Raw genomic sequence first — 24,661 nt, forward strand, 5'->3', positions numbered from 1 at the left:
AACGCCCTCCGAACCCTCGCGACCCTCGGCTACGACGTCACCCTCACCCCCAGAACCGCGTGAAAGGTCACCATCCCTTTCCAAGTAGATCCACCCGCGTCCGCAGACCCGCCGTGCTGATCACGGGGGTCTCGATGCGCCGCGGGTCGCGGCTGCTCGACCAGCATGTGCAGGCAGGCGCCTTCATGCTGATCGAGTAGCGCGCGCAGCGGGCGTATCGAGATCCACCCACGTCAGCAGGATGAGTCTGCAGACCCGCCCTGCTCATGACGGCGGGTCTCGATACGCGCCTGTGGCGCTACTCGACCAGCAGGGGGAGGACCGTCCGCCGCGCGGCCGATCACTGCTCGACCGATGCAGCGCCCTGCCCGGCTGCCGATCGAGTCGCCGCGAGGAACTGCTCGAGGGACAGCGGGGCGCGGCCCGTCAGGCGCTCGACGTCGCCGGAGACGTGCTGCATCTCGCCGGCGGCGACGGCGGTGTAGGTGCTGATCCAGGCGTCGAGCTGCCAGTCGGGGGCGTTCCAGCGGCGGCGGGAGGCGCGCGCCTCCTCGAGTGTCTCGTCGACGAAGACCGCGGGGTGGCCGGCGGCGGTGAGGACGGCCGCGATCTCGTCGAAGGTGAGGGCCTCGGGACCGGTCAGCTCGTAGGTCGCGCCGCGGTGCTCCTCGGGGGCGCGCAGGATCGCGGCGGCGGCGCGGGCGACGTCCTCGCGGGCGACGATCGCCGCGCGGCCGGTGCCGGCCGGGCCGCGGATCGCGCCGTCGTCGCCGAGCATCGCGGGGACGAAGTCCAGATAGAGGTTGTCACGGAGGAAGGTCCACGACATCCCGGAGGCGCGGATCGCCTCCTCCGTCGCGGCGTGGTCGCGCGCGAGCGTGAAGGTCGCGGTGGGGGAGGCGCCGGCGAAGGACGTGTAGACGACGTGCTCGACGCCCGCAGCGGCGGCGGCCGCGACCATCGAGAGGTGCTCGGCGAGCCGGTCCTCGTTCTCGGCCGCGGACACCATCAGCAGGAGGCGGACGCCGTCGAGCGCATCGCCCGGATCGGTGAAGGACGAGCGGACGGCCGTCGCCCCCGGCAGCTCGGGCGCACGCGAGGGGTCGCGGGCGAGGAGGCGGAGGGGGAGGCCGGCGTCGGCGAGCAGGCGCGCGACGCGGCCGCCCACCGCCCCGGTGGCTCCGGTCACTGCGATCGGGGGCTGAGGGGTCACGGCGGCGCTCATGCCCCCATGATCCTCCGCGGGCCCGGTCGCCGTCAGCTCCGCCTGCGTCCGTCCCCGCCGGACCGGCCGGTCCCTAGGCTGGACGCATGAGCGCCCACGCCTCCCTCCTCGCCATCGCCCGCTCGATCGCCGTCGAGGCGGCGCACCTCGCCCGGCAGCGCCGCCAGGACGGGGTCGAGATCGCCGCCTCGAAGTCGTCGCCGGAGGACGTGGTCACGGCCGCCGACCGCGAGGTCGAGCAGCTGATCCGCCGTCGGCTCGCCGAGGCGCGGCCGGACGACGGCTTCCTCGGCGAGGAGTCCGGCGCGGGCGGCGGGACGAGCGGACTCACCTGGGTCGTCGATCCGATCGACGGCACGGTCAACTACCTCTACGGCATCCCCTCCTACGCGGTCAGCATCGCCGTGGTCGAGGGCGAGCCGGAGCCGGAGACCTGGACGGCGCTCGCCGGGGCGGTCGTGAACGGCGCGACCGGCGAGGTCTACACCGCGAGCAAGGGCGGCGGGGCCGAGCGCGACGGGGTCGCGCTGCACGTCTCTCCGCCCGCCTCGCTCTCGCTGGCGCTGGTCGGCACGGGCTTCGGCTACGACGCCGGGCGCCGGATGCGCCAGGGCGCGGTCGTGCAGGAGCTGCTCGGCTCGGTGCGCGACATCCGCCGCATCGGCTCGGCGGCGCTCGACCTCTGCGCGGTCGCCTCCGGGTCGCTGAACGCGTACTACGAGCGCGGGCTGAACCCGTGGGACCTCGCGGCGGGCGCCCTCGTCGCGGAGGAGGCCGGAGCGATCGTCGCCGGCTTCGACGGCCGCCCGGCGGGCAACGGCCTGCTGATCGCGGCCCCGGAGCCGATCTTCAGCGAACTCGAGGCTCTGCTGCGGCGGCTGCGCGCCGACGAGGTCTGACGGGGGCTCGGTCCGCGCGGGGTCGATGCATGCGCGCGCATGATCACGCAGGATCCGAGCGCCGAGCGCGGATCGGATGACGAGGATCCGGCCTCTCACGGACCCGCTCTGGCCGGATCGGGAGTCCGTGGTTATCCTTTATGAATTCGTGACATTCGCACAGGATGCGGTCGCGGATCCCCGAGAAGCGCTTCGACTCCCTGGCGGAGCGCCGCTCGTCCCCCGCCCCCGACGGAAGATCCGGATTTCGTGAGCCCCGATTCGCCCTTGCCCGCTGCCTCCGCATCGACCCCCGGCGAATCCCTCCCACCCCTCACCCGTCGCGAGCTGCGCGAGCGCGAGCGCGCTCAGGCCCTCGCCGCCGACGTGCAGGACGGGGGAGTGCCGGTCGCCCCGGCCGAGCTCCGCGACGCCGAGCTGCGGGTCGCGTCCGTCCGCTCGGCGCCGCCGGCGCCCGTCTCCGCACCCCGCGTCGCACCGCTGCGACCCGTGCGGTCGAGCCGCCGGATCGGCGGGCTCGTCGCGCTGTCGTTCGTCGCCGCGATGGTGGCCGCGACCTCGCTGCCGGCCACGTCGCTCCTCACGGCTGAGGAGGTGCAGGCGCAGAACCTCGTCGTCGCGCCCGGCGGCACCGTCGACCGCGGAGCGCAGTCGTTCACCACCGGCGAGGTCAGCGCCGAGACCGTCGCCCGCGACGGCTTCGGCGTGCAGGAGCGCAAGACGCAGACGGACGTCACCGCCATCGGCCGCACCTCCGACGCCGGCTTCACCAACGACCCGAACGCCTCGATCCAGTGGCCCTTCGCCGTCGGCGTGCCGGTAGGCGACCGCTTCGGCTACCGCAACTGCGCGGGCTGCTCGGTCAACCACGGCGGCACCGACTTCAACCCGGGCAACGGCTCGCCGATCCAGGCGATCGCCGACGGCGTGGTCCGCACCGTGATCGACGGCGAGGGCTCGCTCGGCGTGCACGTCATCGTCGACCACGAGATCGACGGCCAGCTCGTCTCCAGCGTCTATGCGCACATGCAGCACGGCTCCGCGGCGGTGAACGAGGGCGACCCGGTCAAGGTCGGCCAGCTGCTCGGCCTCGTCGGCACGACCGGCATGTCGACCGGGCCGCACCTGCACTTCGAGATCCGCCTCGACGGCGTGACCAAGGTCGACTCCTACCTCTGGCTCAAGGCGAACGCCGGGCGCTGAGCCGCCGCGGGCCCGCCCGCTCCCGTTCGATCTGCAGGCGATCCGCGTCGCAGCACCCGTTCCGCCGCGGCAGCGCAGCCCGCGGCGGCGGATCACCTGCAGATCGAACTCTGGGACGTCAGTCCTGGCGCAGCCAGACCGTCGTGTCGCCCGGCAGTGCCGGCTCGTGCAGCTCCTCGGAGGAGAGCACGACCGTGCCGACCGGAAGCTCGACGAGCGATGAGCCGGTGTTCGCGATCACCGTGACGCCGCCGTTGCGGAACGCCACGACGTCCTCCGGGTAGCCCTCGAGCCACTCGATCGCGCCCGAACCGAGGTCCTCCGCGCGGCGCACCGCGAGGAGCGCCCGGTAGAGCTCGAGGGTCGACCCCTCGACGCCGGTCTGGCGGTCGCGCGCGAACGGCGCCCAGTCGCCGGGCTGGGGGAGCCAGGAGTCGCCGGAGTCGTTGAAGCCGTAGGCGGGCGCGTCCGCCTCCCAGGGCAGGGGCACGCGGCAGCCGTCGCGGCCGTAGCGCTCGCCGCCGGTGCGGAACCAGGTCGGGTCCTGGCGCGCCGCGTCGGGCAGGTCGATCGCCTCGGGCAGGCCGAGCTCCTCGCCCTGGTAGACGTAGGCGGAGCCGGGCAGCGCGAGCATCAGCGCGGTCGCGGCCCGCGCGCGGCGGAGGCCGAGCACCGGGTCGGGAAGGCCGGGGGTGCGCGGGCCGATGCCGTAGCCCTGCGGGTTGTCGGAGGTGAGGGCGAGGCGGCTGGCGTGGCGCACGACGTCGTGGTTCGAGAGGACCCAGGTCGAGGGTGCGCCGACCGCGGCGAACGAGCTCAGCGAGGAGTCGATGATGTCGCGCAGCGCGGGTCCGCCCCACGGCGTCTCGAGGTAGGCGAAGTTGAAGGCCTGGTGCATCTCGTCGGGGCGCACCCAGCGGGCGAGCTTCGAGAGCGGCTGCACCCACGCCTCCGCGCAGAGCACGCGGTCGGCCGGGTACTCGGCGAGCAGCGCATGCCAGTCGCGGTAGATCTCGTGCACGCCGTCCTGCGCCCAGTAGGGAGCGGTGACGGGCTCGGCGTCGTCGCCGGGCGCCACGCCGCCCATCGAGCCGCTGTCCGCGGGCGGGGTGTAGTCGGGCAGGCCCTCGGCCTTGATCATCCCGTGCGCCACGTCGACGCGGAAGCCGTCGACGCCGCGGTCCAGCCAGAAGCGCAGGACCTCGCGGAAGCGCTCGCGCACCCACTCGTTCGTCCAGTCGAAGTCGGGCTGCGAGGTGTCGAAGAGGTGCAGGTACCACTGGCCGAGGGTGCCGTCGGGTTCGGTGACCCGGGTCCAGGCGGGGCCGCCGAAGACCGACTCCCAGTTGTTCGGCGGCAGCTCGCCGGCGGCGCCGCGGCCGTCGCGGAAGAGGTAGCGGGCGCGCTCGTCGCTGCCGGCGGGAGCGGCCAGTGCGGCCTGGAACCAGCGGTGCGCGCTCGAGGAGTGGTTGGGGACGAGGTCGACGATCACCCGGATCCCGAGCGCGTGGGCGCGGGCGAGCATCGCGTCGAAGTCGGCCAGCGTGCCGAAGAGCGGGTCGACGTCGCAGTAGTCGGCGACGTCGTAGCCGGCGTCCTTCTGCGGGGAGGTCATGAACGGCGAGAGCCAGATCGCGTCGATGCCGAGCTCGGCCAGGCTGTCCAGGCGCGAGGTGATGCCGGGGAGGTCGCCGATCCCGTCGCCGTCGGCGTCCGCGAAGGAGCGCGGGTAGATCTGGTAGATGACCGCGGTGCGCCACCACTCCGCACCGGGCCGGCCGGCCGCCTCCGGGAACGAGACGGGCGAGCTCCCGGGAGCAGGGGAGTTCTCGGGCGCGCCGGAGAGAGCGGAGTCCAGGGTCATGGCATCAAGGGTAGCGGGCGCCCCGGAAGCGCCCGGCCCGGCGGAGGCGCCGCCTGGCCTAGGGTCGACGGGTGAGCGAAGAGACCCCGGAAGCCGCCCGCGCCCGACGCCGGAGGGCCCTGCTCTGGGTGGTGCCGCTGCTCGTGCTGCTGATCGGCGGGCTGTTCGCGGTGACGCTCGCAGTCGGCGGCTACGCGCTGCGGACGATGACCGGCGGCTAGGCGGTCGCGGCCGGTCCGTCCTCGTCCTCGGGCTGCGGGGCGCTCGAGCGCTCGGCGGCCTCCTCGGACGCGTGCGCCGTCTCCGGACCCGTCGCCCGCGAGGCGTCGTCCGCGCGCTGCACGGCGTCGGCGAGCTCGTCCGAGACGAGGAACCCGGTGGAGACGGCCTCGGCCCGGTAGGCCGCGCGGCCGACCATGTGCGCCGAGATCGGCACGGTCAGCAGCTGGAAGCCGATCACCAGGACGACGGTGCCCGCGGCGGCGAAGCCGGGGTTCCGGATCGCGACGGCGAGCATCACGCAGATGATGCCGAGCACCTGGGGCTTCGTGCCCGCGTGCATCCGCGAGAGCAGATCGCCGAAGCGGAGCAGGCCGATCGCGGCGACCAGCGAGAGCAGCCCGCCGACGGTGACGAGCACGGCGGTGACGACGTCGAAGAAGACGTCCATGTCAGTCCTCCTCGCGGTTGGCCATGAACTTGGCGACGCTGATCGAGCCGAACACCGCGAAGAGCGCGAGCCCGAGCGCGACCGGCAGCGTCGTCGCGTGGTGGTTGATCGCCATCTCGGCGCCGAGGCCGCAGAGGATCGTCGCCACCAGCACATCGGCGGCGACCACGCGGTCCAGGACCGACGGGCCGATCAGGATGCGCACGAGCGAGAGCAGGGCGGCCGCTCCGAAGATCGGCACCAGGATCCAGACGAGCCACTCGATCATCGGAGCACCCCCGCGTTCTCGCCCAGCGGCTCGCTGACCCGGGCGACGTCCTCGCGCGAGCCGATCGCGCGGACGATGCGCGCCTCGGTGCGCAGGACCGTGCGGCGGACCTCGTCGATCCGGTGGCCCTCGTCGTGAGTGACCCCGAGCACGTGCAGGTAGAGGACGTTCAGCTGGGGGTCGACGTCGATCACGAGCGAGCCGGGGACGAGCGAGACGGCCTCGGTCGTCCAGACCAGCATCCCCTCGGAGCGGCTGCGCAGGTGCACGGCCACGATCGCGTTGTGCACGGGGACCGGCAGGGTGAGGATCTGGTACGAGACGCGGACGGACGCGACCGCGATGTCCAGCGCGAGGCGCAGCAGGAAGACCAGCAGGTGCCAGGGGTTCACCCGGTTGGAGAACTCCACCGGCGGCAGGTAGAAGACCCGGGTGATGATCAGCGCGACCAGGAAGCCCGAGACGATCGAGAGCACCGAGACGTCGTCCCAGAGCAGGACCCAGATGCCGACGAGCGTCACGAACATCGCGAACCGGTTCCAGAAGTCGACGCGGCGGCGGGGGCTCATCGGGGGCCCTCCTCTCCGAAGGACGAGTCGCGGTAGACCGTGGCGATGTAGGTGGAGGGGTCGGCGATCGCGGCGGCGGCCTGCTCGCTGGCGTCGTAGAGCGGGCCGGCGGCGATCGTCAGGCCCACGCCGAAGACGACCATGCCGGCGGTCGCGAGGACCATCATCGGGGGGGAGTGCCGGGTGCGGACCGTGCCGGTGTCGTGCGGGTCCTCCTGCAGCTGGTCGATCAGCGGGGACTCGTAGCCGGGCACCTCCTCCTGGCGGCGCCAGAACGCCATGTTCCAGACGCGGGCGACGGCGTAGAGGGTGAGCAGCGAGGTGACCGCGCCCGCGGCGATGACCGCCCAGATCAGCCAGGACGGCTGCTCCGCGGCGGACTCGGTGCCGGCGACGAAGAGGCCGACCTTGCCGAGGAAGCCGGTGAAGGGCGGGATGCCGCCGAGGTTCATCGCGGGGATGAAGTAGAGCAGCGCGAGCAGCGGCGAGGCCTTCAGCAGGCCGCCCAGCCGGAGGATCGAGGTGGTGCCGCCGACGCGCTCGATCAGCCCGGTCGCGAGGAAGAGCGTGGTCTGCACGGTGATGTGGTGGATCACGTAGAAGATCGTCGCGGCGTAGCCCGCCTCCGTGCCGATCGCGATGCCGAAGACCATGTAGCCGATGTGCGACACCAGGGTGAAGGAGAGCATCCGCTTGATGTCCGCCTGCGCGACGGCGCCGAGGATGCCGACCACCAGCGTCAGCAGCGCGACCACCATCAGCACTTCCGTGAGCCTGCCGCCCGGGAAGAGCAGCGTCTCGGTGCGGATCAGCGCGTAGACGCCGACCTTGGTGAGCAGGCCGGCGAAGACGGCCGTGACCGGCGCCGGAGCGGTGGGGTAGGAGTCCGGCAGCCAGAACGACAGCGGGAAGACCGCGGCCTTGATCCCGAAGCCGAGCAGCAGCACCACGTGCAGCACGAGCTGGACGTCGGCGGGCAGCTCGGCGATGCGGATCGACAGCTGCGCCATGTTGATGGTGCCGGTGGCGCCGTAGAGCAGGCCGATCGCGGAGAGGAAGAACACGCTCGAGACCAGGCTGACGACCACGTAGGTCGTGCCCGCCCGGATCCGCGGCGCCGTGCCGCCGAGGGTGATCAGCACGTAGCTCGCCGCGAGCAGGATCTCGAAGCCGACGTAGAGGTTGAAGAGGTCGCCCGCGACGAAGGCGTTGAGGATGCCGGCCGAGAGGATCAGGTAGGTCGGGTGGAAGATCGTGACCGGCGTCTCGCGGTTGCCGTCGACCAGGCCCTGGCCGACCGAGAACAGCAGGACGCCGAGCAGCGTGACCGAGGTGATCACGAGCATCAGGGCGGCGAGCGGATCGACCACCAGCACGATGCCCCACGGCGGCTCCCAGCCGCCGACGTAGACGGCGCTGCCGCCCTCCTGGCCGGTGAGGACCAGGACGAGCAGCACGGAGGAGATCACGAGGACCGCGGACAGCGTGACGATGTTGACCGTGATCTGCGCGCGCCGGTGGCGGCCGAGCACGAGGGCGACGGCGGCTCCCAGCAGGGGGAGGGTGACGACGAGGGGGATCAGCACGTTCATCGGTCCTCCTTCCTGTCGTCGGTCATGGCGCTCTCGGCATGCTTGGCGGCGGTGCCCTCGTCGCTCGATTCGAGCAGGACGTCCAGGGCCCGGTCGTCCGCGGTGGTCTGCGCCGAGATGCCGGCCGCGTCCGCGCGGACGGAGGCGTCGGTCTCGTCGTCCTCGACCTGGTCGGCGTTGGCGAGGCGCCAGCGCCGGTAGATCATCGCGAGGAGGAAGGCGGACACCCCGAAGGTGATCACGATCGCCGTCAGGATCAGGGCCTGCGGCAGCGGGTCGGCCATCTCCTCGGCGATCTGCTCGTAGGAGCGGCCGTCGTCGGTGACGAACGGCGCGACGCCCGAGCGGCCCGCCATCAGCAGGATCAGGATGTTCGTCGCGTTGCCGACCAGGAGGAAGCCGATCAGGATCCGGGTGAGGCTGCGCTCGAGCATCTGGTAGACGCCCGCGGCGTACAGCACCGCCATCACGACGACGAGGACGAGGGTGATGCTCATGCGTCGTCCCCCCTGCCCGGTCCGCCGACGACGGTGGAGCCGGTCGGCAGCTTCGTCTCGAGGCCGTCGACGGTGCCGGCGCCGGGGCCGGGGGTGCTGTCGGTCGAGTGGGTGACGCCGTCGCCGGACGGGTCGCCCTGCTCGGCCTCCTCGCCGTGGCGGTCGACCTCGCCGCCGAGGCTGCGGAGGATGTCGAGGGTCAGGCCGATCACGATCAGGTACACGCCGATGTCGAAGAGGGTGGAGGTGCCCAGGTGCAGCTCGCCGAGGACCGGCAGGTAGAGGTCGAGCCAGCTCGACTCGAGCACCTCGAGGCCGAAGGCGAGCGAGGAGACGGCGGTGCCGACCGCGAAGAGCAGGCCGAGGCCGAGGACCTTGCCCGCGTCGATCGGCGCGGCCTCGCCGAGCTCGAACCGGCCACCGGCCAGGTAGCGCGCGACGAGGGCGAGACCGGCGAGCAGGCCGCCCGCGAAGCCTCCGCCCGGGGTGTTGTGACCGGTGAAGAGCAGGTAGACGGAGACGATCATCGCGGGGTGGAAGAGCAGGCGCACCAGCACCTCGAGCACGATCGAGCGGTTCTCGGGGCGGAGCGTGCGGCCGGCGACCAGCCAGGAGCCGCGGTCGCCGGTCTTCTCCGCGTCGGCCGAGGGGGCGGTGAGGTCGGTCGCGCGCTCCTCGCGGTCGGCCGCGCTCTGGTGCTCGAGGCGCGGAGCGCCGCCGGCTCGGCTGGAGAGGAAGATCAGGCTCGCGACACCGGTCGCCACGACGACCAGCACGGAGATCTCGCCCATGGTGTCCCAGGCGCGGATGTCGACGAGGAGGACGTTGACGATGTTGCGTCCCTTGCCCTCCTCGTAGGCCAGGCGGGGGAGGTCGACGGAGATCGGGGTCGCGGTGCGGGCGCCGAGGGCGATCGTCGCGGCGAGGGCCATCACGGCGCCGACCGCGATGCCGATGACGGCGCGCAGGCGCTTGCGCATCGGCTGGTGCTTCTGCGCGATCCGGGTCGGGAGGCGGCGCAGCACGAGGACGAAGACGACCAGGGTGATCGTCTCGATCAGCGCCTGGGTGAGCGCGAGGTCCGGGGCGCCCTGGATGGCGAAGAGGGCGACCATCCCGTAGCCGGTCGCACCGGCGAGCAGCACGGCGGCGACGCGGTTGCGCGCGACGGCGCAGAGGATCGCGGCGAGGATCATCACGGCCGCGACGGCGAGCTGGCCGGGGGAGTCCCAGAAGACGAGGTCGCCGGGCCAGGTGCGGTTGAGGGCCGCGGCGCCGCCGACTCCCAGCACGAAGACCGCGAAGATCACCGTGAGGTAGCGGGGGAGCGAGCCGCGCTGGACGAACTCGGTGACGGTGCTGGCCACGCGGTCGAGCCAGCGGACGGTGGCCCAGTAGCCCTCGGCGGAGTCGATGGTGTTCGGGACCTTGGACTGGATCCGCGCGACCGCGATCCGCTTGGCGAAGAGCAGCAGGCCGATCGCGATGACGATCGCGCTGAGCGCGAGGGCGGGCTCGAAGCCGTGCCAGAGCGCGAGGTGGTAGCCGCCGTGGTCGGACTCCTCGGCCGCCGCGGCGAGCCGCGGGTCGGCGTCGGGGGCACCGTAGGGGAGCGTGTCGGCGTAGACCGCGACCAGCGGGTCGAGGAGGGAGGCGCCGATGCCGCCGACGACGCTCGCGACGGCGAGGACGACGGTCGGGGCGGTGAAGGTCCACGGCTCCGCGTGCAGGTGGGTGTCCTCGAGGCCCTTCTTGCGGGCGAACGCGCCCCAGAAGAAGCGGGCCGAGTAGGCGACGGTGAGGATCGAGCCGAGGACGAGGCCGATCAGCGCGACCCAGGCCCAGAACGAGCCCTGCTCGATCGCGGACAGCAGGCTGGTGAAGACAGCCTCCTTCGCGACGAAGCCGAGCAGCGGCGGGATGCCGGCCATCGAGAGCACGCCGAGCAGCGCGGCACCCGCGAGCACCGGCGCCTGGCGGCCGAGACCGCTGAGCTTGCGCAGGTCGCGGGTGCCGGCCCGGTGGTCGACGATGCCGACGGCGAGGAACAGCAGCGCCTTGAACAGCGCGTGCCCGATCAGCAGGGTGAGGCCGGCGAGGGCCGCGTCGCGCGAGCCGAAGCCGACCGCGACAGTGAGGAAGCCGAGCTGGCTGACGGTGCCGTAGGCGAGGACGAGCTTGAGGTCGTACTGGCGGAGCGAGCGCCAGCCGCCGACGAGCATCGTCCAGACGCCGACGCTGACGATCACGGGCAGCCAGACGGCGTCGTCCGCGAAGCCGGGCGCGAGGCGGGCGACCAGGTAGATGCCGGCCTTCACCATCGCGGCGGCGTGCAGGTAGGCGCTGACCGGGGTGGGCGCGGCCATCGCGGCCGGCAGCCAGAAGTGGAAGGGGACCAGCGCCGACTTGGAGAAGGCACCGAGCAGGACGAGGACGAGGGCGACGGAGACGATCGGCCCGGACGGGGCCGCGGCGACGATGCCCGCGAGGCTCGAGGTGCCCGACTCGACGATGAGGATGATCACGCCGACGAGCATCGCCAGGCCGCCGAGGGTGGTGACCAGGAGGGCCTGGAGGCCGGCTCCGCGGCTCTCCTTGCGACCGCTGTAGTGCCCGATCAGCAGGTAGGAGAGGACGCTCGTCGCCTCCCAGAAGACGAAGAGGATGATCACGTCGTCGGCGGTGACGAGCCCGTACATCACGCCGGCGAAGGCGAAGAGCAGGGCGGCGAACCGGCCGAGCGACGGCTCGTCGCGCTTGAAGTAGCTGCCGCAGTAGGCGAGGACGAGGGCGCCGACGCCGCTGACGACGAGCGCGAGGACGATCGAGAGCGCGTCCAGCCGGAAGGAGAGCGAGATGTCGAGGGAGGGGATCCACGGGATCTCCTCGCGCAGCTCTCCGCCGGCGAGGACGGTCGGCAGCGAGGCGGCGGTCGAGACGAAGGTCGCGGCCGGCACGAGGGCGAGGGCGTAGAAGACCTTCGGACCGAAGCGGTCGACGATCCACGGCGTGATCACCGCGAGGGCGAACGTGATCGCGAGGGTGAGGAGCATCACACAGTCCTCCCCGGTTCCACTCAGCACAGTTGTCCAGACAAGGATAAGGGAGGCCGGGCGGCGGGAACCTGAGTGCGGACGGGCTTGACGACCCCCGTTCCCTTACCGTGGTGCGCATGGCCCGCTCACTGCTCCCCGCTCAGACCTGCCGGATCCGCGTGCTCGACGTCGCGAGCGGCGAGGTCACCACGGTCTTCTCCTCCGACTCGCTCCTCGTGGAGGCACCGAACTGGTCGCCGGACGGGTCGTTCCTGGTGGTCAACGGGGACGGCGGGCTGTTCCGGCTGCCGCTCGGGGACGCGCCGGTCGGTCCCGCCGGGCTCGAGGCGATCCCGCTCGACGGGGTGCCGGACGAGCTGAACAACGACCACGTTCTCGCTCCCGGTGGCGGCACCGCCTACGTCTCGGCTCGCGACGGCCATCTCTACGCGGTGGCGCTGGACGGCTCGGCGCGCGCCCGGCGGATCACGACCGAGGGCCCCGGTTCGCGCTTCAAGCACTACCTGCACGGCGTCTCGCCCGACGGCCGGCTGCTCGCGCTGATCGGCGGCGGCGAGGACGCCACCGGCCGCTGGGTCACCAACGTCTACACGATGCCGGCCGAGGGCGGCCCGCTCACCGCGCTCACCGCCGACGAGCACCCGGACGACGGCGTCGACTTCTCCGCCGACGGCGAGTGCCTGCACTTCAACTCCGAGCGGGAGGGCGGCGTCGCCCAGCTGTTCCGGATGCGGCGGGACGGCTCCGGGATCGAGCGGCTCGTGGTGTCGGACACGGTCGACTGGTTCCCGCACGAGTCGCCGGACGGCGCGCACCTGCTGTACCTCGCCTACCCCGAAGGGACGGCCGGGCACCCGGAGAACCTGCCGGTCGAGCTGCGGCTGATCGCGCTCGAGGGGCGCGCGGCCGGCGACACCTCGCCGGGCCGGGTGGTGCAGTCGCTCTTCGGCGGCCAGGGCACGATCAACGTCGCCGGCTGGTCGCCGGACGGGGCGCGCTTCGCCTACGCGGACTACCCGCTCGGCGGCTGACACCCGCCGCCCTGCGCGGGTGCGCGAGGCCCGCCCCACCTCCGGCTCGCGGAACCCCCTCCGGCTCGCGAGAACCGGCCGTTCCGGCGTGCCGGAGTCGGTTCCGCGTGCCGGAGGGTCCGCCGGTGCGCACCTCCGGCTCGTGGAACGTGCCCGGGCTCGCGAGAACCTGCTGTTCCGGCGTGCCGGAGTCGGTTCCGCGTGCCGGAGGTACTGCTCGGCGCCGGGTGGCTGAGTGCTTGCTCCGCATGCGCGGCGGGGGATCGGCAGTGCGGCCCGCGGCGAGTTGAATCGGGGGATGACGATCGACAGCGCAGCTCCGTCCCACGACTCCCTCACCCGCACGCCCCTGGGCGACTCCGGCATCGAGGTCTTCCCGCTCTCCCTCGGTGGCAACGTCTTCGGCTGGACCGCCGGGAAGCAGACCTCCTTCGACGTCCTCGACGGCTACGTCGCCGCGGGCGGCGACTTCATCGACACCGCCGACTCCTACTCCGCCTGGGTGCCCGGCAACCACGGTGGTGAGTCCGAGACGATCATCGGCGAGTGGCTCTCGCGCCGCTCGGGCTCCCGCGACGACGTCGTGATCGCGACCAAGGTCAGCAGGCACCCCGAGTTCCTCGGCCTCGCGCCCGACAACGTCCGCAAGGCCGCCCGCGCCTCGCTCCAGCGCCTGCGCACCGACCGGATCGACCTCTACTACGCGCACTTCGACGACGACGCCGTCCCGCTCGAGGACATCGTCCGAGTCTTCTCCGAGCTCGTCGATGACGGCCTCGTCCGCGCCATCGGCGTCTCGAACTTCAGCGCCGACCGCATCGCGGAGTGGCTGCGCCTCGCGAAGGAGGAGGGCCTGCACGCGCCGGTCGCCGTGCAGCCGCACTACAACCTCGTCGAGCGCGGCATAGAGGCGGACGTCCTGCCGCTCGCCCGCGAGGCCGGGCTCGCCGTCGTCCCGTACTACGCGCTCGCGTCCGGCTTCCTGACGGGCAAGTACCGCGACGGCTCGACGCCCGACAGCCCGCGCGCCTCGGGTGCCGCGCAGTACCTCGACGCCCGCGGGCGCCGCGTGCTGGCCGCCCTCGACGCGGCAGCGGCCGCCCACGACGCCGAGGTCGCGACCGTCGCCCTCGCCTGGCTGCGCTCGCAGGACGGCGTCGCCGCGCCGATCGCGAGCGCCCGCGTCATGGAGCAGCTGCCCGCCCTCGTCGCCTCCGCGACTCTCGAGCTGACGGCGGAGGAGCTGGCCGCACTCGACACGGCGAGCCGCTCGTAGGCGGGTCTCGATACGCCGCTGCGCGGCTGCTCGACCGGCATGAGGCCCCGCTGCGCGGCTGCTCCGCCCGCGCCTTCATGTTGATCGAGTAGCCCGCGAAGCGGGCTTATCGAGATCCACCCCGCCCGGACCACCCCCTCCACCCCGCGGTCAACACGGCCCCGTGGAGGTGCTATCGTCTAACGGTGCCAAATCGCGGGCACGCCCCGAGAGGGGCAGTCAGACCCGCAGGTGCGCCCCCTTAGCTCATTGGTAGAGCACTTCCTTGGTAAGGAAGAGGTAGTGGGTCCGATTCCCACAGGGGGCTCCGTTCCCGGCAGGCCAGCCTCCGGAAACGTGCGGCGGGGTAGCTCAGGTGGTTAGAGCACACGGCTCATAATCGTGGTGTCGCGGGTTCAAGTCCCGCTCCCGCTACATCGAGAAGGCCCCGGTTCGCACGTCGAGCCGGGGCCTTCGTCGTCCCCGCTGCCCTCCTCCCGCGAGATGCCACTTGTGCACGCGACACGCCGTGAAAGGCGTGCACAAGTGGCATCTCGCGGAGACGACCGGTCGTCAGAGCATCGAGATCGTGCGGTTCTCGATCCGGAGGACGCCGTCGCACTCGGCGAGGAAGTCCGCCTCGCCGTGCATCGTCAGCAGAACGGTGACGCCCTGAGCCACCCGCTCGCGGAGGACGTCCTTGACGACCGCGACGCTCTCCGTGTCGAGCGCGGTGAACGGCTCGTCGAGGAGGAGCACCTTCGGCTCCTCCATCAGGGCCTGCGCGAGAGACAGCTTCTGCTTCATCCCCGAGGAGAAGGTGCGGACCGCCGCGCGCCCCGTGCTCTGCAGACGTACCGAGGCGAGCGTCGCGCGGATCTCCTCGATCCCGATGCGCCTGCGGATCGCGGCCAGTCGCAAGAGGTTCTGCTCCGCGGAGAGGCCGGCGATGTAGGCGGGGCCGTCGATCGTGATCCCGAAGCTGTCCGGGAACGTCCGCCCCTCCGGCGAGATCGAAGGGTCGACGCTGATGCTGCCCGAGTCCGGCCTGAGGAAGCCGCAGAGCAGTCGCAGCAGGACCGACTTCCCGGAGCCGTTCGGACCGAGGAGGGCGTAGAGCCCGCCTCGGCGCAGCTCGAACGCGACCTCGCTGTAGAGCAGATTCCCGCGGATGCTCTTGGACACACCCTCGACCGTGATGGCGTTCGTCATGAGCGACCTCTTTCTGTTCTTGGATGCCTCTCGACCAGTCGAGACGCGATGACTGCTGCGATGAGGACGATGCAGGCGCTCCCCAGCGCCAGCGCCGTCCCGTGGAGGACGCTCGGCCAGCCCCCCGCGCTCCTCCACAGACCCGCGATGCCGAGCGGGTTGCCCTCGAGGAGCTCGCTCGGCAGGAAGGCCAATCCGGCCGAGAAGGCCGCGGGGGCCGCGCCCGATCCGGCGAGCGGCGCGAAGGCGGAGGCGGCGACCGCGACCAGTGTCAGCTGCAGCGTTCCGTTCACCAGGAGCTGATAGCCCACCACCGGGTCGACGAAGGACGCGAGCTCGCCGGGGGCGCCCCGCAGGAGCGCCTCGGCACCGGCCAGAGCGCCGACGAGCGCGCTCACTCCGAGTGCACGGGCGAGGAGCCCTGCGCCGAGTCGCCGATTCCGAGCGCCGCTCGATCCGAACCGGATCAGCTCGCAGCGGAGGATCGGGCGCCGGGGATCGAGCTCGCTGAGCTGCCAGGTCATCGCGAAGCCCGTGACGACGAGGACGGAGAGCAGGGTGGGTGCGAGAGCGCCCACTGGGCCCGCGAAGAGAGGACCGAGGACTCTTCCCTCGACCCCGGGTGCCGGATTCCCCTCGGAGACCGACTGGAGCCCCGTCGGCCCGAGCGTGGCCGTGCCGAGGAGGAGGACGTACGCCGCCCATCCGGCACCCCAGGACCGCGCCGCTCCGGACAGCCGGCGATCCTGGACCCGGACGGCGCCGAGGAGGACGACCTCGATCGAGAGGAGGACGACGACGGCGGCCAGCATGCCGAACGGCCGCCCGAGGTGGAGCGAGGAACTGGAGAGGAACGCCGAGCTGACGGCGGAGTCCCTCGGGAGTCCCCCCGCCGCCGAGACGGCGAACCAGCCGAGCAGCACCGTCGCCGCCGGCCCGACGAGGACACTCCCGCCTGAGAGCACCCAGCAGGCGGAGAGGAGGGACCCGATCGTCGCGAGGAAGAGCAGGAGGAGCGGGAGCTGGAGCAGCACTCCGACGGGCGGGGGCAGCGCAACGTCCGAGAGCAGCGCACTCACCGATCCGGGCACGCGCGCGACGTCGTTCACCAGCCCGAGGGAGCACACCCAGCACGTCGTCAGCACACCGAACAGGACGACCGCAGCACTCGCCGCGTCGCTGCGCAGGAGGACGAGGAGCACGTTCTTGAGGGATCCTGCCCGAATGCACACGGTTTCCGGAGGGAGGACCTCGACGCCAGGAAGAGGGCGATGCACCACGGCGCTCCCAGTCCGTAGCAGACGAAGAGCGGGTCGTTCACGACTTCGACCGCCACGTCGACGAATCCGAACGAGGAACCCGACGCGGTCCAGAGCATCCGCTGGTGGATCGAGTACGCGGCGGCAGCCGCGAGCGCCCAGCCGGCGAGCAGCAGGCGGACACGGCGGGAGAGCGAGGCGATCATGTCAGCGCCGGGAGTCGCTGGGCTCTGCCGAGGACCCGCCGTGCGGCGAGAACCGTCGCGGCTCCAGCGACCGCGAGCGGCAGGACCATGATGCCGATCGGTGACTGATCGAGACCGAACGGGAAGGCTCCGTACATGAATCCGAGAAGTGGATGGTCGACCAGAGCGACAGCCATCGTCTCGACGAAGAAGATCACTGCGGGCAGCACCATCGCCAGCCCCAGGTTCTTCAGTGCGACCAGTGCGAGCACCCCGGCCACCGCCGTGATCGCGCCCCAGGCACCCAGCACCGAGGAGTAGCCGATCAGGTACACCGGCCACCCGAAGGCGAGCAGCTGCGAGTAGTTCACGCGCTCCAGGGCGTTCCGTTCCACCTCGTCCGGTGCGAGTCCGTACACGACCGGATCGATGAAGGGCGCACCCAGCTCCGGCCAGATCCCGAAGGCGATCAGTCCGGGAAGGAGTGCGGCGACGAAGCCGAGCACGAATCCTCCGAGGGCGACGCTCATCATCCGGGTCGCCAGGTAGGACCGGAGATCCGTCCGCGCGCGGACGAGGACGACGAACCTGTTCCTGATCTCGGCAGCGGTGCCGCTGCAGCAGGCCGTCGTGATGAAGACGGGGAAGAGAATGATCATCGGGGAGATCATGAACTGGGAGTAGACGTCCAGCTCATCGCGGTAGACACCGCCGCCCACCTCCGCCAGCCCGAGAGCCGTCGGACCGAGGACGAGGATCGCACCGAGGAGCGCCTGCAGCCAGCGCAACGACGACCCCAGATCGGTGAGGACCAGTGCGAAGCGCGACGGCACGGTCGTGTCGATGGTCGGGTTCCGGCTCTACCAGGCCTGCCACTGACCGCGCACGTGCACCTGATAGATGGTGAAAGGGGTCGTTCGAAGCGCGGACGTGAGAGTCTCGGTACCCGCCGCATAACTGTTCGGGAGCCCGTGGACGATGTTGTCGTCGGTGATCGAGAAGATCTTCGTGCCTTTGTCGCAGTTGACGAGCGCCTGGCACATCTGCGCGTCCATCTTGTAGTCGCTGCCGATCTCCCGGAGCTGGATGGTGCCGTTGCGATTCGACTCGTACTTCGTCTGGTAAGTGGTCGACGTCGGCGACTGGAACCCGCCGGCGTTCTTGTCGAAGCTGTCAGCGAAGACGTTCGCCTGCGCCGTCGCCGCCATTCCGACGCTCAGCAGGACTGCTCCTGCGATGGAAGCGATTCGTGTCGATCTCTTCATGGCCGTCCCTCGATCCGTCGGTCGGACCCAGCGCCGCGACCACATCTATATGACCACTAAGCGAGGAAATATCACATACCCCTCTTCGAGGGTCAGACGAGCGACCGTGTACCGGCCTGTGCTCAGCACGGCTGACCTGTCGGCCTCTGGCGACGACCGCTCCGCCCGCCGACCCTCTACGGCGCGCCCGCTTCGTCCCTGCTGCGCGGGCTGCACCCCCTCCGCGAGATGCCACTTGTGCACGCGACACGCCGTGAAAGGCGTGCACAAGTGGCATCTCGCGGAGCTCATCGTCGGCGCGCTCCCGGATGCTCGAGGAGCGGCTGGGTAAGGTAAGCCTCACCAAACCCGGCGGTGCGTCCGCCCGCAGCACGGAGGCTCCGCATGGCCCGCTCGTCCGCCCCGACCCGCCCCACCGATCCGCAGGTCGTCACCGTCGAGGTCGTCCGCACCGCGCGCGTGACGCCGGGGATGCAGCGCGTCACCTTCGGCGGGCCCGGGGTCGCGCTGCTGCATCCGCTCGGCCACGACCAGTGGTTCCGCCTCTTCCTGCCGCGGCCCGGGCAGGAGGCGCTGCGGCTGCCGACCCGCTCGAGCGCGCTCTGGTACGCGCAGTACCTCGCGATGCCGAAGGCGCAGCGGCCGGTGGTCCGCAACTACACCGTGCGCCGCTACCGGGCCGAGGGTGCCGACGGCGGACCCGAGATCGACGTCGACTTCGTCGTGCACGGCGAGCCGGGGGAGGCGGGGCCCGCCGTGACCTTCGCCCTCACCGCCGCGGTCGGCGACCGGGTCGGCATCCTCGACCAGGGGCTCGGCTACCGCCGGGCCGACGGCTCCGACTGGTGCCTGCTCGTCGCCGACGAGACGGGTCTGCCGGCGGTCGCGGGCATCCTCGCCTCGCTGCCCGAGGACCGCGCCGCTCACGTCTTCCTCGAGCTGCCCTCCGAGGCGGACCGCCAGCCCGTCGTCGCCTCCGACGCCGTCACCCTGCACTGGCTGCCCCGTGCCGACGCGCACGCCCGCCCCGGCGAGCACGCGCTCGCCGTCCTCCGCGACGCGACCCTGCCCGCGGGTCGCCCCTCCGTCTTCGCCGTCGGTGAGTCCTCCCTCGCCACCGGCGCCCGCCGCCACCTCGTCGCGGACCGCGCCGTCGACAAGCGCGCCATCACCTTCATCGGCTACTGGCGCCACGGCGTCGTCGCCCCCTGACCGGCGCCCCCGCGAGATGCCACGTGTGCACGCGACACGCCGTGAAAGGCGTGCACAAGTGGCATCTCGCGGAGAAGCGTCAGACCTCGCAGCCGGCGAAGAGGACGTCGGGGGAGGAGACGAGGTCGTCGAGGGTCAGCAGGCGGGTCAGGTCGTGGCCGGCGGCCAGGGCGTTCGCGCGCTCGAGGGCGGTCTGCGGGGCGAGGCGGCCCTCCATCACGCCGCCGAGGGCGCGGACGGCGCAGGCGGCGACGACGCCCTCGGGCGTGCCGCCGATGCCGAGCACGAGGTCGACGCTGCCGTCCGGGTCCGCCGCCTCGATCGCGACCGAGACGTCGCCCTCGCCGCGCAGCGACAGCGCGACGCCGGCCTCCCGGAGGGCGGCGATCAGTCCGGCGTGCCGCGGCTTGTCCAGCACGGCGACCACCAGCTCGGAGACCGGCTTGCGAAGGGCGTCGGCCAGCCGCTGCGCGTTCTCGGAGGGCGGCAGGTCCAGCCCGACGACTCCCGCCCCCGCGCCGGAGCAGACCAGCTTGTCCATGTAGAACACGTCGCGCGGGTCGAGCATCGTGCCGCGCGGGGCGAGCGCGATGACGCAGACCGAGCCGGGGATCCCCTCCGCCGCCAGCCGCGTGCCGTCGAGCGGGTCGACCGCGACGTCGCAGGAGGGGGAGTCCGCCCGGCCGAGCCGCTCGCCGTTCGCGAGCATGGGCGCGTCGTCCTTCTCGCCCTCGCCGATGACGACGACGCCGGCGAACGGCGCCTCGGCCAGCACCGCGCGCATCGCCGCGACCGAGGCCGCGTCGGCGGCGAGCTTGTCGCCGCGGCCGTACCAGCCGCGCGCCGCCTCCGCCGCCGCCCGGACGCTCGCGGCCACCGCCTCCCGCAGCTCGGCGGAGTAGGACGGCGACGCGATCAGCCGCACGTCGCTCACGCGCGCGCCGGCTGCGAGGTCGCGGTGCGGACCAGTCGCTCGAGCGTGCGCAGGCCGTCGGACGACAGCACCGACTCGAGATGCCCCTGCACGGAGGCGACTCCCTCCCCGCGCAGCGCGTCCACGATCCCCGTCGCCGGGTCGCGCGAGATCTCGAGGTCGAGCAGCGGGGTGCTCGACACGTCCGCGCCGGCGACCGAGGAGAAGGTGTTGTAGAAGCCGATCGCCGCGTCCTCGCCGAACACGTCGACCGCGAGCCGCACGCCCTGCCGGGGCGCGGGCAGCGGCTCGACCGGCAGCCCCGCGAGCAGCGAGAGCATCTGGTGGCTGAGGCAGACGGCGAGCATCGGCCGCTCCGAGGCGAGCCGCTCCGTCATCAGGGCCCGCAGGCGCGCGATCCGCGGCTCGGAGTCGTCGCGCGGGTCGCCGGGGCCGGGGCCGAACACCACGAGGTCGTCGCTCAGCACGTCCTCGACGCTCGACCAGCGCTCGACCCGGGCGTCCATGCCGAGGTGGCGCAGCTGGTGCGCGAGCATCGTCGTGAACTGGTCCTCGTTGTCGACGATGAGCGCCGTGTGCCCGGCGAGCCCCTCGATGTGCTCCGGCGCCTGGGGCCGCAGCCAGAACGACGCGAGCCGCTCGTTGCGCGCCTCGAGCGCCTCCTGCACGCCGGGCTGCGCGTTGAGGTCGATCGCCGGCGGGATGTCGCGGTGGGGGAGCAGCCCCAGTGCGGAGAGCACCCCGGACGCCTTCGCGCGGGTCTCGGCGACCTCGCCCTCCGGCGTCGAGTGCCGCACGAGCGTCGCGCCGGCCGGCACGGTGAGCCGGCCGTCCTCGCGGAGGTACGCGGTGCGGATCAGGATCGGCGCGTCGACCGTGTAGCCGTGCTCCTCCGGCTCGAACAGGGCGAGGACACCGGAGTAGTAGCCGCGCGGTTCCTTCTCGTACTCCGCGATCACGGCGCAGGCGTTCTCCATCGGCGAGCCGGTGACGGTCGGCGCGAACATCGTGAGCCGCAGCACCTCGCGGACGTCGAGGTCGGTGCGCCCCTCGAGCAGGTACTCCGTGTGGCTGAGGCGCGACATCTGCTTGAGGAACGGCCCGAGGATCCGGCCGCCGTTCGGGCAGACCGCGCTCATCATCTTCATCTCCTCGTCGACCACCATGAAGAGCTCCTCGCTCTCCTTGACGTCGGCGAGGAACGCCAGCACCTCGGCGCCGGTCGGGCCGGCCGCGGGGTGGCGGAAGGTGCCGCTGATCGGGTTCATCATCGCCACGCCGTCGCGGACGGAGACGTGGCGCTCGGGCGTCGCGCCGACCGCGGTGACGGTCGGCGAGCCGTCGGAACCCGGGGTGTGGATCGCGAAGGTCCAGTAGGCGCCCGATTCGTCGGTCAGCAGCCGGCGGAACCAGGCCAGCACCGCCTCGACTGCGGGAGCGTCCGTGTGCGCGACGAACGCGCGGTTGATGACGAAGTTCGCGCCCTCGCCGCGGCCGATCTCGTCGTCGATCACCCGCCGCACGATCTCCGCGTACTCCTCGTCGGGCACGTCGAAGCCGCGCTCCTCGACCGGGATCTCGCGCTCGGGCAGCAGCCGCAGCACCTCGGTGAGCGGCACGCTCTCGCGCTCGCGGACGACGAGGTTCCGCAGCGGGGCGCCGTCGTCCTTGGCCGCGAAGCCGCGCTCGCGCACCTGGCGGTAGGGCACGAGGGTCAGCACGTCGGCGCCGTCGAGCGGGATGTCGGCGAGGCCCTCGACGTCGACGACGTCGCCGGTGAAGACGTCGACGTCCGTCCGGCCCTGCCGGAGGACGACCGCGAACGGCAGCGATCCGTCGGAGGCGAGGATGCGGGAGAGGAGCGAGGTCATCGTGGTCCTTGGGTCGGGGTGTCCCTCACCCGGGCCCCGACATGCAGAACGACCGCCCGGTCGAGGCGGTCGTGTGCGAGAGGAGTCTGCGCGTCGGCCTGCCTAGGAGGCGGGCCACCAGGGGCGGAGGGTCGACGTGAGCACGGGGGAAGTCTAGGGGAGGCGCCGCTCGGGCGGCCACCCGATCAGGCGGTCGCGGCGTCGGACGCCGGTTCGATCCGCTCCGTCGACTCGCCGCGGAGAGTGCGGAGCAGGAGGGTCGCTCCGGCCGTCGCCGCGGGTGTCGCGATCACCGCGCCGCCCGGGATGAGGAAGGCGAGGTAGACCGCGATGCCGAAGCCGAGCGACACCGCTCGGCGCTCGCCGAGGAGCCGGCGGCGGTCCCGGAGCGCGAGGCCCCGCGCGTCGCCGGCGAATCCGGTCAGCTCGAGGGCGAGCGCCCGGCCGCCGACGAGTGCGCCGGCGATCAGCCCGACCACCTGCCCGACGACCGGGATGATCCCGAGCAGCACCAGCACGACACCGATCGCCAGCGAGGTGCCGACCAGCACCGAGGAGTCGCGGAGCGAGCGCCCGAGTCCGCTCCAGAACCCCGTCTCGTGCTCGTCGGGCACACCGCCGAGCTCGTTCTCGACGCCGCGCCAGATCCGCTCGTAGAAGGGGTCGCCGACGAGCAGGGTCACCGCGGCGAAGAGGACGACGCCGAGTGCGATGATCGCCCCGACCGCGGCGATCGAGAGCAGGAGGCGGACGGTGCCGGCCGAGGCCTCGTCCCAGCCGTCCACGAACGGCGTCAGCGCGCGCACCACGGCGTCGATCCGGGTGACCACGAGCACCAGGACGCCGACGAAGACGAGCCCGACGATCAGCGGCGGGACCGCGCCGAGGAGCATCGCCCGGGGCGAGCGGAACCAGGTGCCGAACCCCCTGCCGAAGAGCCGTGCGCCGAGGGCCAGGTCGCGGAGGATCGCCATGGCTCGATCCTCCCAGAAGCGCCGTTACGCGATCGATGCAGAGCGTGGCCTCGCGGGGGATGTGCGGATGTTCAGGCCGCTGATAGACATCAGCCAGGCGCCACGGGGGCAGCTTCGGCGCCGATCCCGCTTCCACATTCTCGAGAAGGAATACATCCATGTCTCTCCGGGGGACCTCTCTCCGCTCGCGCTCGCGTCTCGCGTGCCTCACCCTCGTCGTCGGCCTCGCCGGCGGCCTGATCGCCCCGGCTGCCGCCGCGTCGACCAGCACTCCGGAGCCGACCGCGACCGCCGTTGCGACGTCGACTCCCACCGCTACCCCCACTCCGACGGCTGTCCCGACCGCGACTCCGCAGCCGACCGGAACCGCGATGCCGTCGGCGACGCCGACCGCGACTCCCACGGTCGTGCCCACGACGACCCCGTCCGCGACCCCCGAGCCGACGACGACCCCGACCGCGACTCCCGAGCCGACGCCTGCCGAGCCGCAGCCCGCCGCGCCCGGCTGCGACCCGTTCGTGCCGCCGGCTCTCCCCTTCGACGCCGCGGCTCTCACCGTCGACCTGACCCAGCCGGGGACCGTGACGGCGACCGTGCCGCCCTCCGAGCTGGCGGACTGCACCGATGGGTCGACGATCATCCTCGCGATCATGCCGACCCTCACCGAGACCACGGAGGACATCGCCAGCGCCGAGGTCGTCGTCGGAGACGAGGGCTACGCCGGCGGGACCCTGACCGTCCCGGTCCGCACCAGCCGCGAGTACACCGTCACCGTCACCGTCATCCAGTCGGTGGACGGGTCCCCGATGTGGATCCTCGAGCCCTACACGCAGGTGGCGACGCTCTACGCCACCGACCTCGAGGCCTGCCTCGGCGCGAACCGCAACTACGTCGTCGAGTCGCTCTCGGGCCCGGTGACCGCGACCGCCGGTGTCCGCTCCGTGACCGTGACCGTCCCCGAGCTCGACACCATCGCCTGCGTCCCGCGCGGTGAGATCCGGATCTTCTCCTTCGACTACGAGCGGCCGAACGAGCTCGACGACTTCACGCCAGTCCTCCTCGGCACGATCCCCTTCGACGGCAGCTACTTCCCCGGCGCGACGCGGACCTACGCGACCACTCCCGGTCACAACGACGTCCGCGTCACCATCGTCGGATTCGTGGACGGCGGTGAGACCGGACGCGAGTACGTCGGCGATCAGATCCACCTGACCGTCGCGTCCGGTGCCGTGACCACGACCTCGGGTGGCTCGGCGCTCGCCGAGACCGGTGTCGAGACCGCGGGCCTCGTCTCCGGTGCGGCCGCGCTGCTGGCCCTCGGCCTCGTGTCTCTCGTCGTGACGTGCCGTCGCCGGAGCGCTCAGCAGTCCTAGCCGCTGCACACGAAGGGCCCGGGAGCATCTGCTCCCGGGCCCTCTCGTGCGTCCCGCGTCGTGCGCTCGCCTCAGGTCAGCGCGAACGGGGCGAGCAGCCCCGTCATCTCCTTCGGGCGCGGCGCTGCGAACTCGTCGCGGCGCGAGGTACGGCTGTCCCGACCGCGACTTCGACCGCGACCCCCGAGCCGACCGGCACCGCAACGCCGACGCCGGCTGCGACCCCCACGGCCGTCGCGTCGACGTC

At 72.2% G+C, this 24,661-nt stretch carries 22 protein-coding genes and 2 tRNA genes; 9 read left to right on the forward strand and 15 right to left on the reverse strand.

Annotated elements, in window-relative coordinates; genetic code table 11:
* Positions 1 to 340: 340 nt before the first annotated feature.
* Positions 341 to 1,225 (reverse strand): SDR family oxidoreductase, encoded by an 885-nt coding sequence (locus tag EDF45_RS17860; protein WP_123737417.1) that lies wholly within the window; start codon positions 1,223 to 1,225, stop codon positions 341 to 343.
* Between the two features lie 86 nt (positions 1,226 to 1,311).
* On the opposite strand from EDF45_RS17860, the gene EDF45_RS17865 reads away from it, so the two are divergent.
* Both EDF45_RS17865 and EDF45_RS17870 read left to right on the forward strand, forming a co-directional pair.
* Positions 1,312 to 2,124 (forward strand): inositol monophosphatase family protein, encoded by an 813-nt coding sequence (locus EDF45_RS17865; protein WP_123737416.1) that lies wholly within the window; start codon positions 1,312 to 1,314, stop codon positions 2,122 to 2,124.
* A gap of 267 nt (positions 2,125 to 2,391) precedes the next feature.
* A complete protein-coding gene (locus EDF45_RS17870) occupies positions 2,392 to 3,327 on the forward strand; it encodes a M23 family metallopeptidase (protein WP_123737415.1) in 936 nt (311 codons plus the stop codon).
* 118 nt (positions 3,328 to 3,445) lie between these two features.
* Here EDF45_RS17870 and EDF45_RS17875 read toward each other — a convergent pair whose 3' ends face one another.
* The gene (locus tag EDF45_RS17875) at positions 3,446 to 5,191 is read right to left on the reverse strand and encodes an alpha-amylase family glycosyl hydrolase (RefSeq protein WP_123737414.1); all 1,746 of its coding nucleotides are present in this window, start codon (positions 5,189 to 5,191) and stop codon (positions 3,446 to 3,448) included.
* 71 nt (positions 5,192 to 5,262) lie between these two features.
* Between EDF45_RS17875 and EDF45_RS21425 the strand changes: the two genes are divergently transcribed.
* The gene (locus EDF45_RS21425; protein WP_159422145.1) at positions 5,263 to 5,412 is read left to right on the forward strand and encodes a hypothetical protein; all 150 of its coding nucleotides are present in this window, start codon (positions 5,263 to 5,265) and stop codon (positions 5,410 to 5,412) included.
* Here EDF45_RS21425 and mnhG read toward each other — a convergent pair.
* Genes mnhG through EDF45_RS17905 form a run of 6 tightly spaced genes read right to left on the reverse strand, consistent with a single transcriptional unit; the run spans position 5,409 to position 11,840 of the window.
* On the reverse strand, positions 5,409 to 5,861 hold the full coding sequence (gene mnhG / locus EDF45_RS17880; protein WP_123733724.1) for a monovalent cation/H(+) antiporter subunit G: 453 nt from the start codon (positions 5,859 to 5,861) through the stop codon (positions 5,409 to 5,411). The genes EDF45_RS21425 and mnhG overlap by 4 nt on opposite strands.
* A 1-nt stretch (position 5,862) precedes the next feature.
* Positions 5,863 to 6,129, reverse strand: a complete 267-nt coding sequence (locus tag EDF45_RS17885; protein WP_123447850.1) for a monovalent cation/H+ antiporter complex subunit F — start codon at positions 6,127 to 6,129, stop codon at positions 5,863 to 5,865.
* Complete coding sequence (locus tag EDF45_RS17890; RefSeq protein ID WP_123737413.1) at positions 6,126 to 6,698, reverse strand: Na+/H+ antiporter subunit E; 573 nt, start codon at positions 6,696 to 6,698, stop codon at positions 6,126 to 6,128. Before EDF45_RS17890 ends, EDF45_RS17885 begins: the two co-directional genes overlap by 4 nt.
* Positions 6,695 to 8,290: a Na+/H+ antiporter subunit D gene (locus tag EDF45_RS17895; protein ID WP_123737412.1), complete on the reverse strand. Its 1,596-nt coding sequence runs from the start codon at positions 8,288 to 8,290 to the stop codon at positions 6,695 to 6,697. The genes EDF45_RS17890 and EDF45_RS17895 overlap by 4 nt, the downstream gene beginning before the upstream one ends.
* Positions 8,287 to 8,787 (reverse strand): Na(+)/H(+) antiporter subunit C, encoded by a 501-nt coding sequence (locus EDF45_RS17900; RefSeq protein ID WP_123737411.1) that lies wholly within the window; start codon positions 8,785 to 8,787, stop codon positions 8,287 to 8,289. The genes EDF45_RS17895 and EDF45_RS17900 overlap by 4 nt, the downstream gene beginning before the upstream one ends.
* The gene (locus EDF45_RS17905; RefSeq protein ID WP_123737410.1) at positions 8,784 to 11,840 is read right to left on the reverse strand and encodes a Na+/H+ antiporter subunit A; all 3,057 of its coding nucleotides are present in this window, start codon (positions 11,838 to 11,840) and stop codon (positions 8,784 to 8,786) included. The genes EDF45_RS17900 and EDF45_RS17905 overlap by 4 nt, the downstream gene beginning before the upstream one ends.
* Before the next feature lie 119 nt (positions 11,841 to 11,959).
* Between EDF45_RS17905 and EDF45_RS17910 the strand changes: the two genes are divergently transcribed.
* From EDF45_RS17910 to EDF45_RS17925, 4 genes are all read left to right on the forward strand, one after another.
* A complete protein-coding gene (locus EDF45_RS17910) occupies positions 11,960 to 12,874 on the forward strand; it encodes a biopolymer transporter Tol (RefSeq protein ID WP_123737409.1) in 915 nt (304 codons plus the stop codon).
* Between the two features lie 298 nt (positions 12,875 to 13,172).
* A complete protein-coding gene (locus EDF45_RS17915; RefSeq protein WP_123737408.1) occupies positions 13,173 to 14,150 on the forward strand; it encodes an aldo/keto reductase in 978 nt (325 codons plus the stop codon).
* 235 nt (positions 14,151 to 14,385) lie between these two features.
* Positions 14,386 to 14,457 (forward strand) — tRNA-Thr (locus tag EDF45_RS17920).
* Between the two features lie 33 nt (positions 14,458 to 14,490).
* Positions 14,491 to 14,564: transfer RNA gene (locus tag EDF45_RS17925), tRNA-Met, on the forward strand.
* Between the two features lie 138 nt (positions 14,565 to 14,702).
* Here EDF45_RS17925 and EDF45_RS21430 read toward each other — a convergent pair.
* The 4 genes from EDF45_RS21430 to EDF45_RS17940 form a co-directional block, all read right to left on the reverse strand.
* Complete coding sequence (locus tag EDF45_RS21430) at positions 14,703 to 15,341, reverse strand: ATP-binding cassette domain-containing protein (RefSeq protein ID WP_185020257.1); 639 nt, start codon at positions 15,339 to 15,341, stop codon at positions 14,703 to 14,705.
* Positions 15,338 to 16,543, reverse strand: coding sequence for a hypothetical protein (locus EDF45_RS21435; RefSeq protein ID WP_185020258.1), 1,206 nt, complete (start codon positions 16,541 to 16,543; stop codon positions 15,338 to 15,340). Before EDF45_RS21435 ends, EDF45_RS21430 begins: the two co-directional genes overlap by 4 nt.
* A 259-nt stretch (positions 16,544 to 16,802) precedes the next feature.
* The gene (locus EDF45_RS17935) at positions 16,803 to 17,618 is read right to left on the reverse strand and encodes a hypothetical protein (RefSeq protein ID WP_123737407.1); all 816 of its coding nucleotides are present in this window, start codon (positions 17,616 to 17,618) and stop codon (positions 16,803 to 16,805) included.
* A 27-nt stretch (positions 17,619 to 17,645) separates the two neighbouring features.
* Positions 17,646 to 18,050, reverse strand: a complete 405-nt coding sequence (locus EDF45_RS17940; protein ID WP_132437558.1) for a hypothetical protein — start codon at positions 18,048 to 18,050, stop codon at positions 17,646 to 17,648.
* Between the two features lie 384 nt (positions 18,051 to 18,434).
* On the opposite strand from EDF45_RS17940, the gene EDF45_RS17945 reads away from it, so the two are divergent.
* Entirely contained in the window at positions 18,435 to 19,262 is an 828-nt protein-coding gene (locus tag EDF45_RS17945) for a siderophore-interacting protein (protein WP_123737405.1), read from the forward strand.
* A gap of 79 nt (positions 19,263 to 19,341) precedes the next feature.
* On the opposite strand, the gene EDF45_RS17950 is transcribed toward EDF45_RS17945, so the two are convergent.
* The 3 genes from EDF45_RS17950 to EDF45_RS17960 form a co-directional block, all read right to left on the reverse strand.
* Positions 19,342 to 20,196, reverse strand: a complete 855-nt coding sequence (locus EDF45_RS17950) for a fructose-bisphosphatase class II family protein (RefSeq protein WP_123737404.1) — start codon at positions 20,194 to 20,196, stop codon at positions 19,342 to 19,344.
* Positions 20,193 to 22,067: an anthranilate synthase family protein gene (locus EDF45_RS17955; protein ID WP_123737403.1), complete on the reverse strand. Its 1,875-nt coding sequence runs from the start codon at positions 22,065 to 22,067 to the stop codon at positions 20,193 to 20,195. Before EDF45_RS17955 ends, EDF45_RS17950 begins: the two co-directional genes overlap by 4 nt.
* Before the next feature lie 185 nt (positions 22,068 to 22,252).
* A complete protein-coding gene (locus EDF45_RS17960; protein WP_123737402.1) occupies positions 22,253 to 23,041 on the reverse strand; it encodes an EI24 domain-containing protein in 789 nt (262 codons plus the stop codon).
* Positions 23,042 to 23,199: 158 nt separating this feature from the next.
* On the opposite strand from EDF45_RS17960, the gene EDF45_RS17970 reads away from it, so the two are divergent.
* Complete coding sequence (locus EDF45_RS17970) at positions 23,200 to 24,414, forward strand: hypothetical protein (RefSeq protein WP_185020259.1); 1,215 nt, start codon at positions 23,200 to 23,202, stop codon at positions 24,412 to 24,414.
* Positions 24,415 to 24,661: the final 247 nt, after the last annotated feature.

The organism is Rathayibacter sp. PhB186, assembly GCF_003751825.1.
Lineage (GTDB): Bacteria > Actinomycetota > Actinomycetes > Actinomycetales > Microbacteriaceae > Rathayibacter > Rathayibacter festucae.

Bases quoted from the DNA above. Each gene is read 5' to 3' on its own strand.
- EDF45_RS17860 (WP_123737417.1), bottom strand. From the start codon at position 1,225: ATGAGCGCCGCCGTGACCCCTCAGCCCCCGATCGCAGTGACCGGAGCC.
- EDF45_RS17865 (WP_123737416.1), top strand. From the start codon at position 1,312: ATGAGCGCCCACGCCTCCCTCCTCGCCATCGCCCGCTCGATCGCCGTC.
- EDF45_RS17875 (WP_123737414.1), bottom strand. From the start codon at position 5,191: ATGACCCTGGACTCCGCTCTCTCCGGCGCGCCCGAGAACTCCCCTGCT.
- mnhG (WP_123733724.1), bottom strand. From the start codon at position 5,861: ATGGACGTCTTCTTCGACGTCGTCACCGCCGTGCTCGTCACCGTCGGC.
- EDF45_RS17885 (WP_123447850.1), bottom strand. From the start codon at position 6,129: ATGATCGAGTGGCTCGTCTGGATCCTGGTGCCGATCTTCGGAGCGGCC.
- EDF45_RS17890 (WP_123737413.1), bottom strand. From the start codon at position 6,698: ATGAGCCCCCGCCGCCGCGTCGACTTCTGGAACCGGTTCGCGATGTTC.
- EDF45_RS17895 (WP_123737412.1), bottom strand. From the start codon at position 8,290: ATGAACGTGCTGATCCCCCTCGTCGTCACCCTCCCCCTGCTGGGAGCC.
- EDF45_RS17900 (WP_123737411.1), bottom strand. From the start codon at position 8,787: ATGAGCATCACCCTCGTCCTCGTCGTCGTGATGGCGGTGCTGTACGCC.
- EDF45_RS17905 (WP_123737410.1), bottom strand. From the start codon at position 11,840: ATGCTCCTCACCCTCGCGATCACGTTCGCCCTCGCGGTGATCACGCCG.
- EDF45_RS17910 (WP_123737409.1), top strand. From the start codon at position 11,960: ATGGCCCGCTCACTGCTCCCCGCTCAGACCTGCCGGATCCGCGTGCTC.
- EDF45_RS17915 (WP_123737408.1), top strand. From the start codon at position 13,173: ATGACGATCGACAGCGCAGCTCCGTCCCACGACTCCCTCACCCGCACG.
- EDF45_RS21430 (WP_185020257.1), bottom strand. From the start codon at position 15,341: ATGACGAACGCCATCACGGTCGAGGGTGTGTCCAAGAGCATCCGCGGG.
- EDF45_RS17940 (WP_132437558.1), bottom strand. From the start codon at position 18,050: ATGAAGAGATCGACACGAATCGCTTCCATCGCAGGAGCAGTCCTGCTG.
- EDF45_RS17945 (WP_123737405.1), top strand. From the start codon at position 18,435: ATGGCCCGCTCGTCCGCCCCGACCCGCCCCACCGATCCGCAGGTCGTC.
- EDF45_RS17955 (WP_123737403.1), bottom strand. From the start codon at position 22,067: ATGACCTCGCTCCTCTCCCGCATCCTCGCCTCCGACGGATCGCTGCCG.
- EDF45_RS17960 (WP_123737402.1), bottom strand. From the start codon at position 23,041: ATGGCGATCCTCCGCGACCTGGCCCTCGGCGCACGGCTCTTCGGCAGG.
- EDF45_RS17970 (WP_185020259.1), top strand. From the start codon at position 23,200: ATGTCTCTCCGGGGGACCTCTCTCCGCTCGCGCTCGCGTCTCGCGTGC.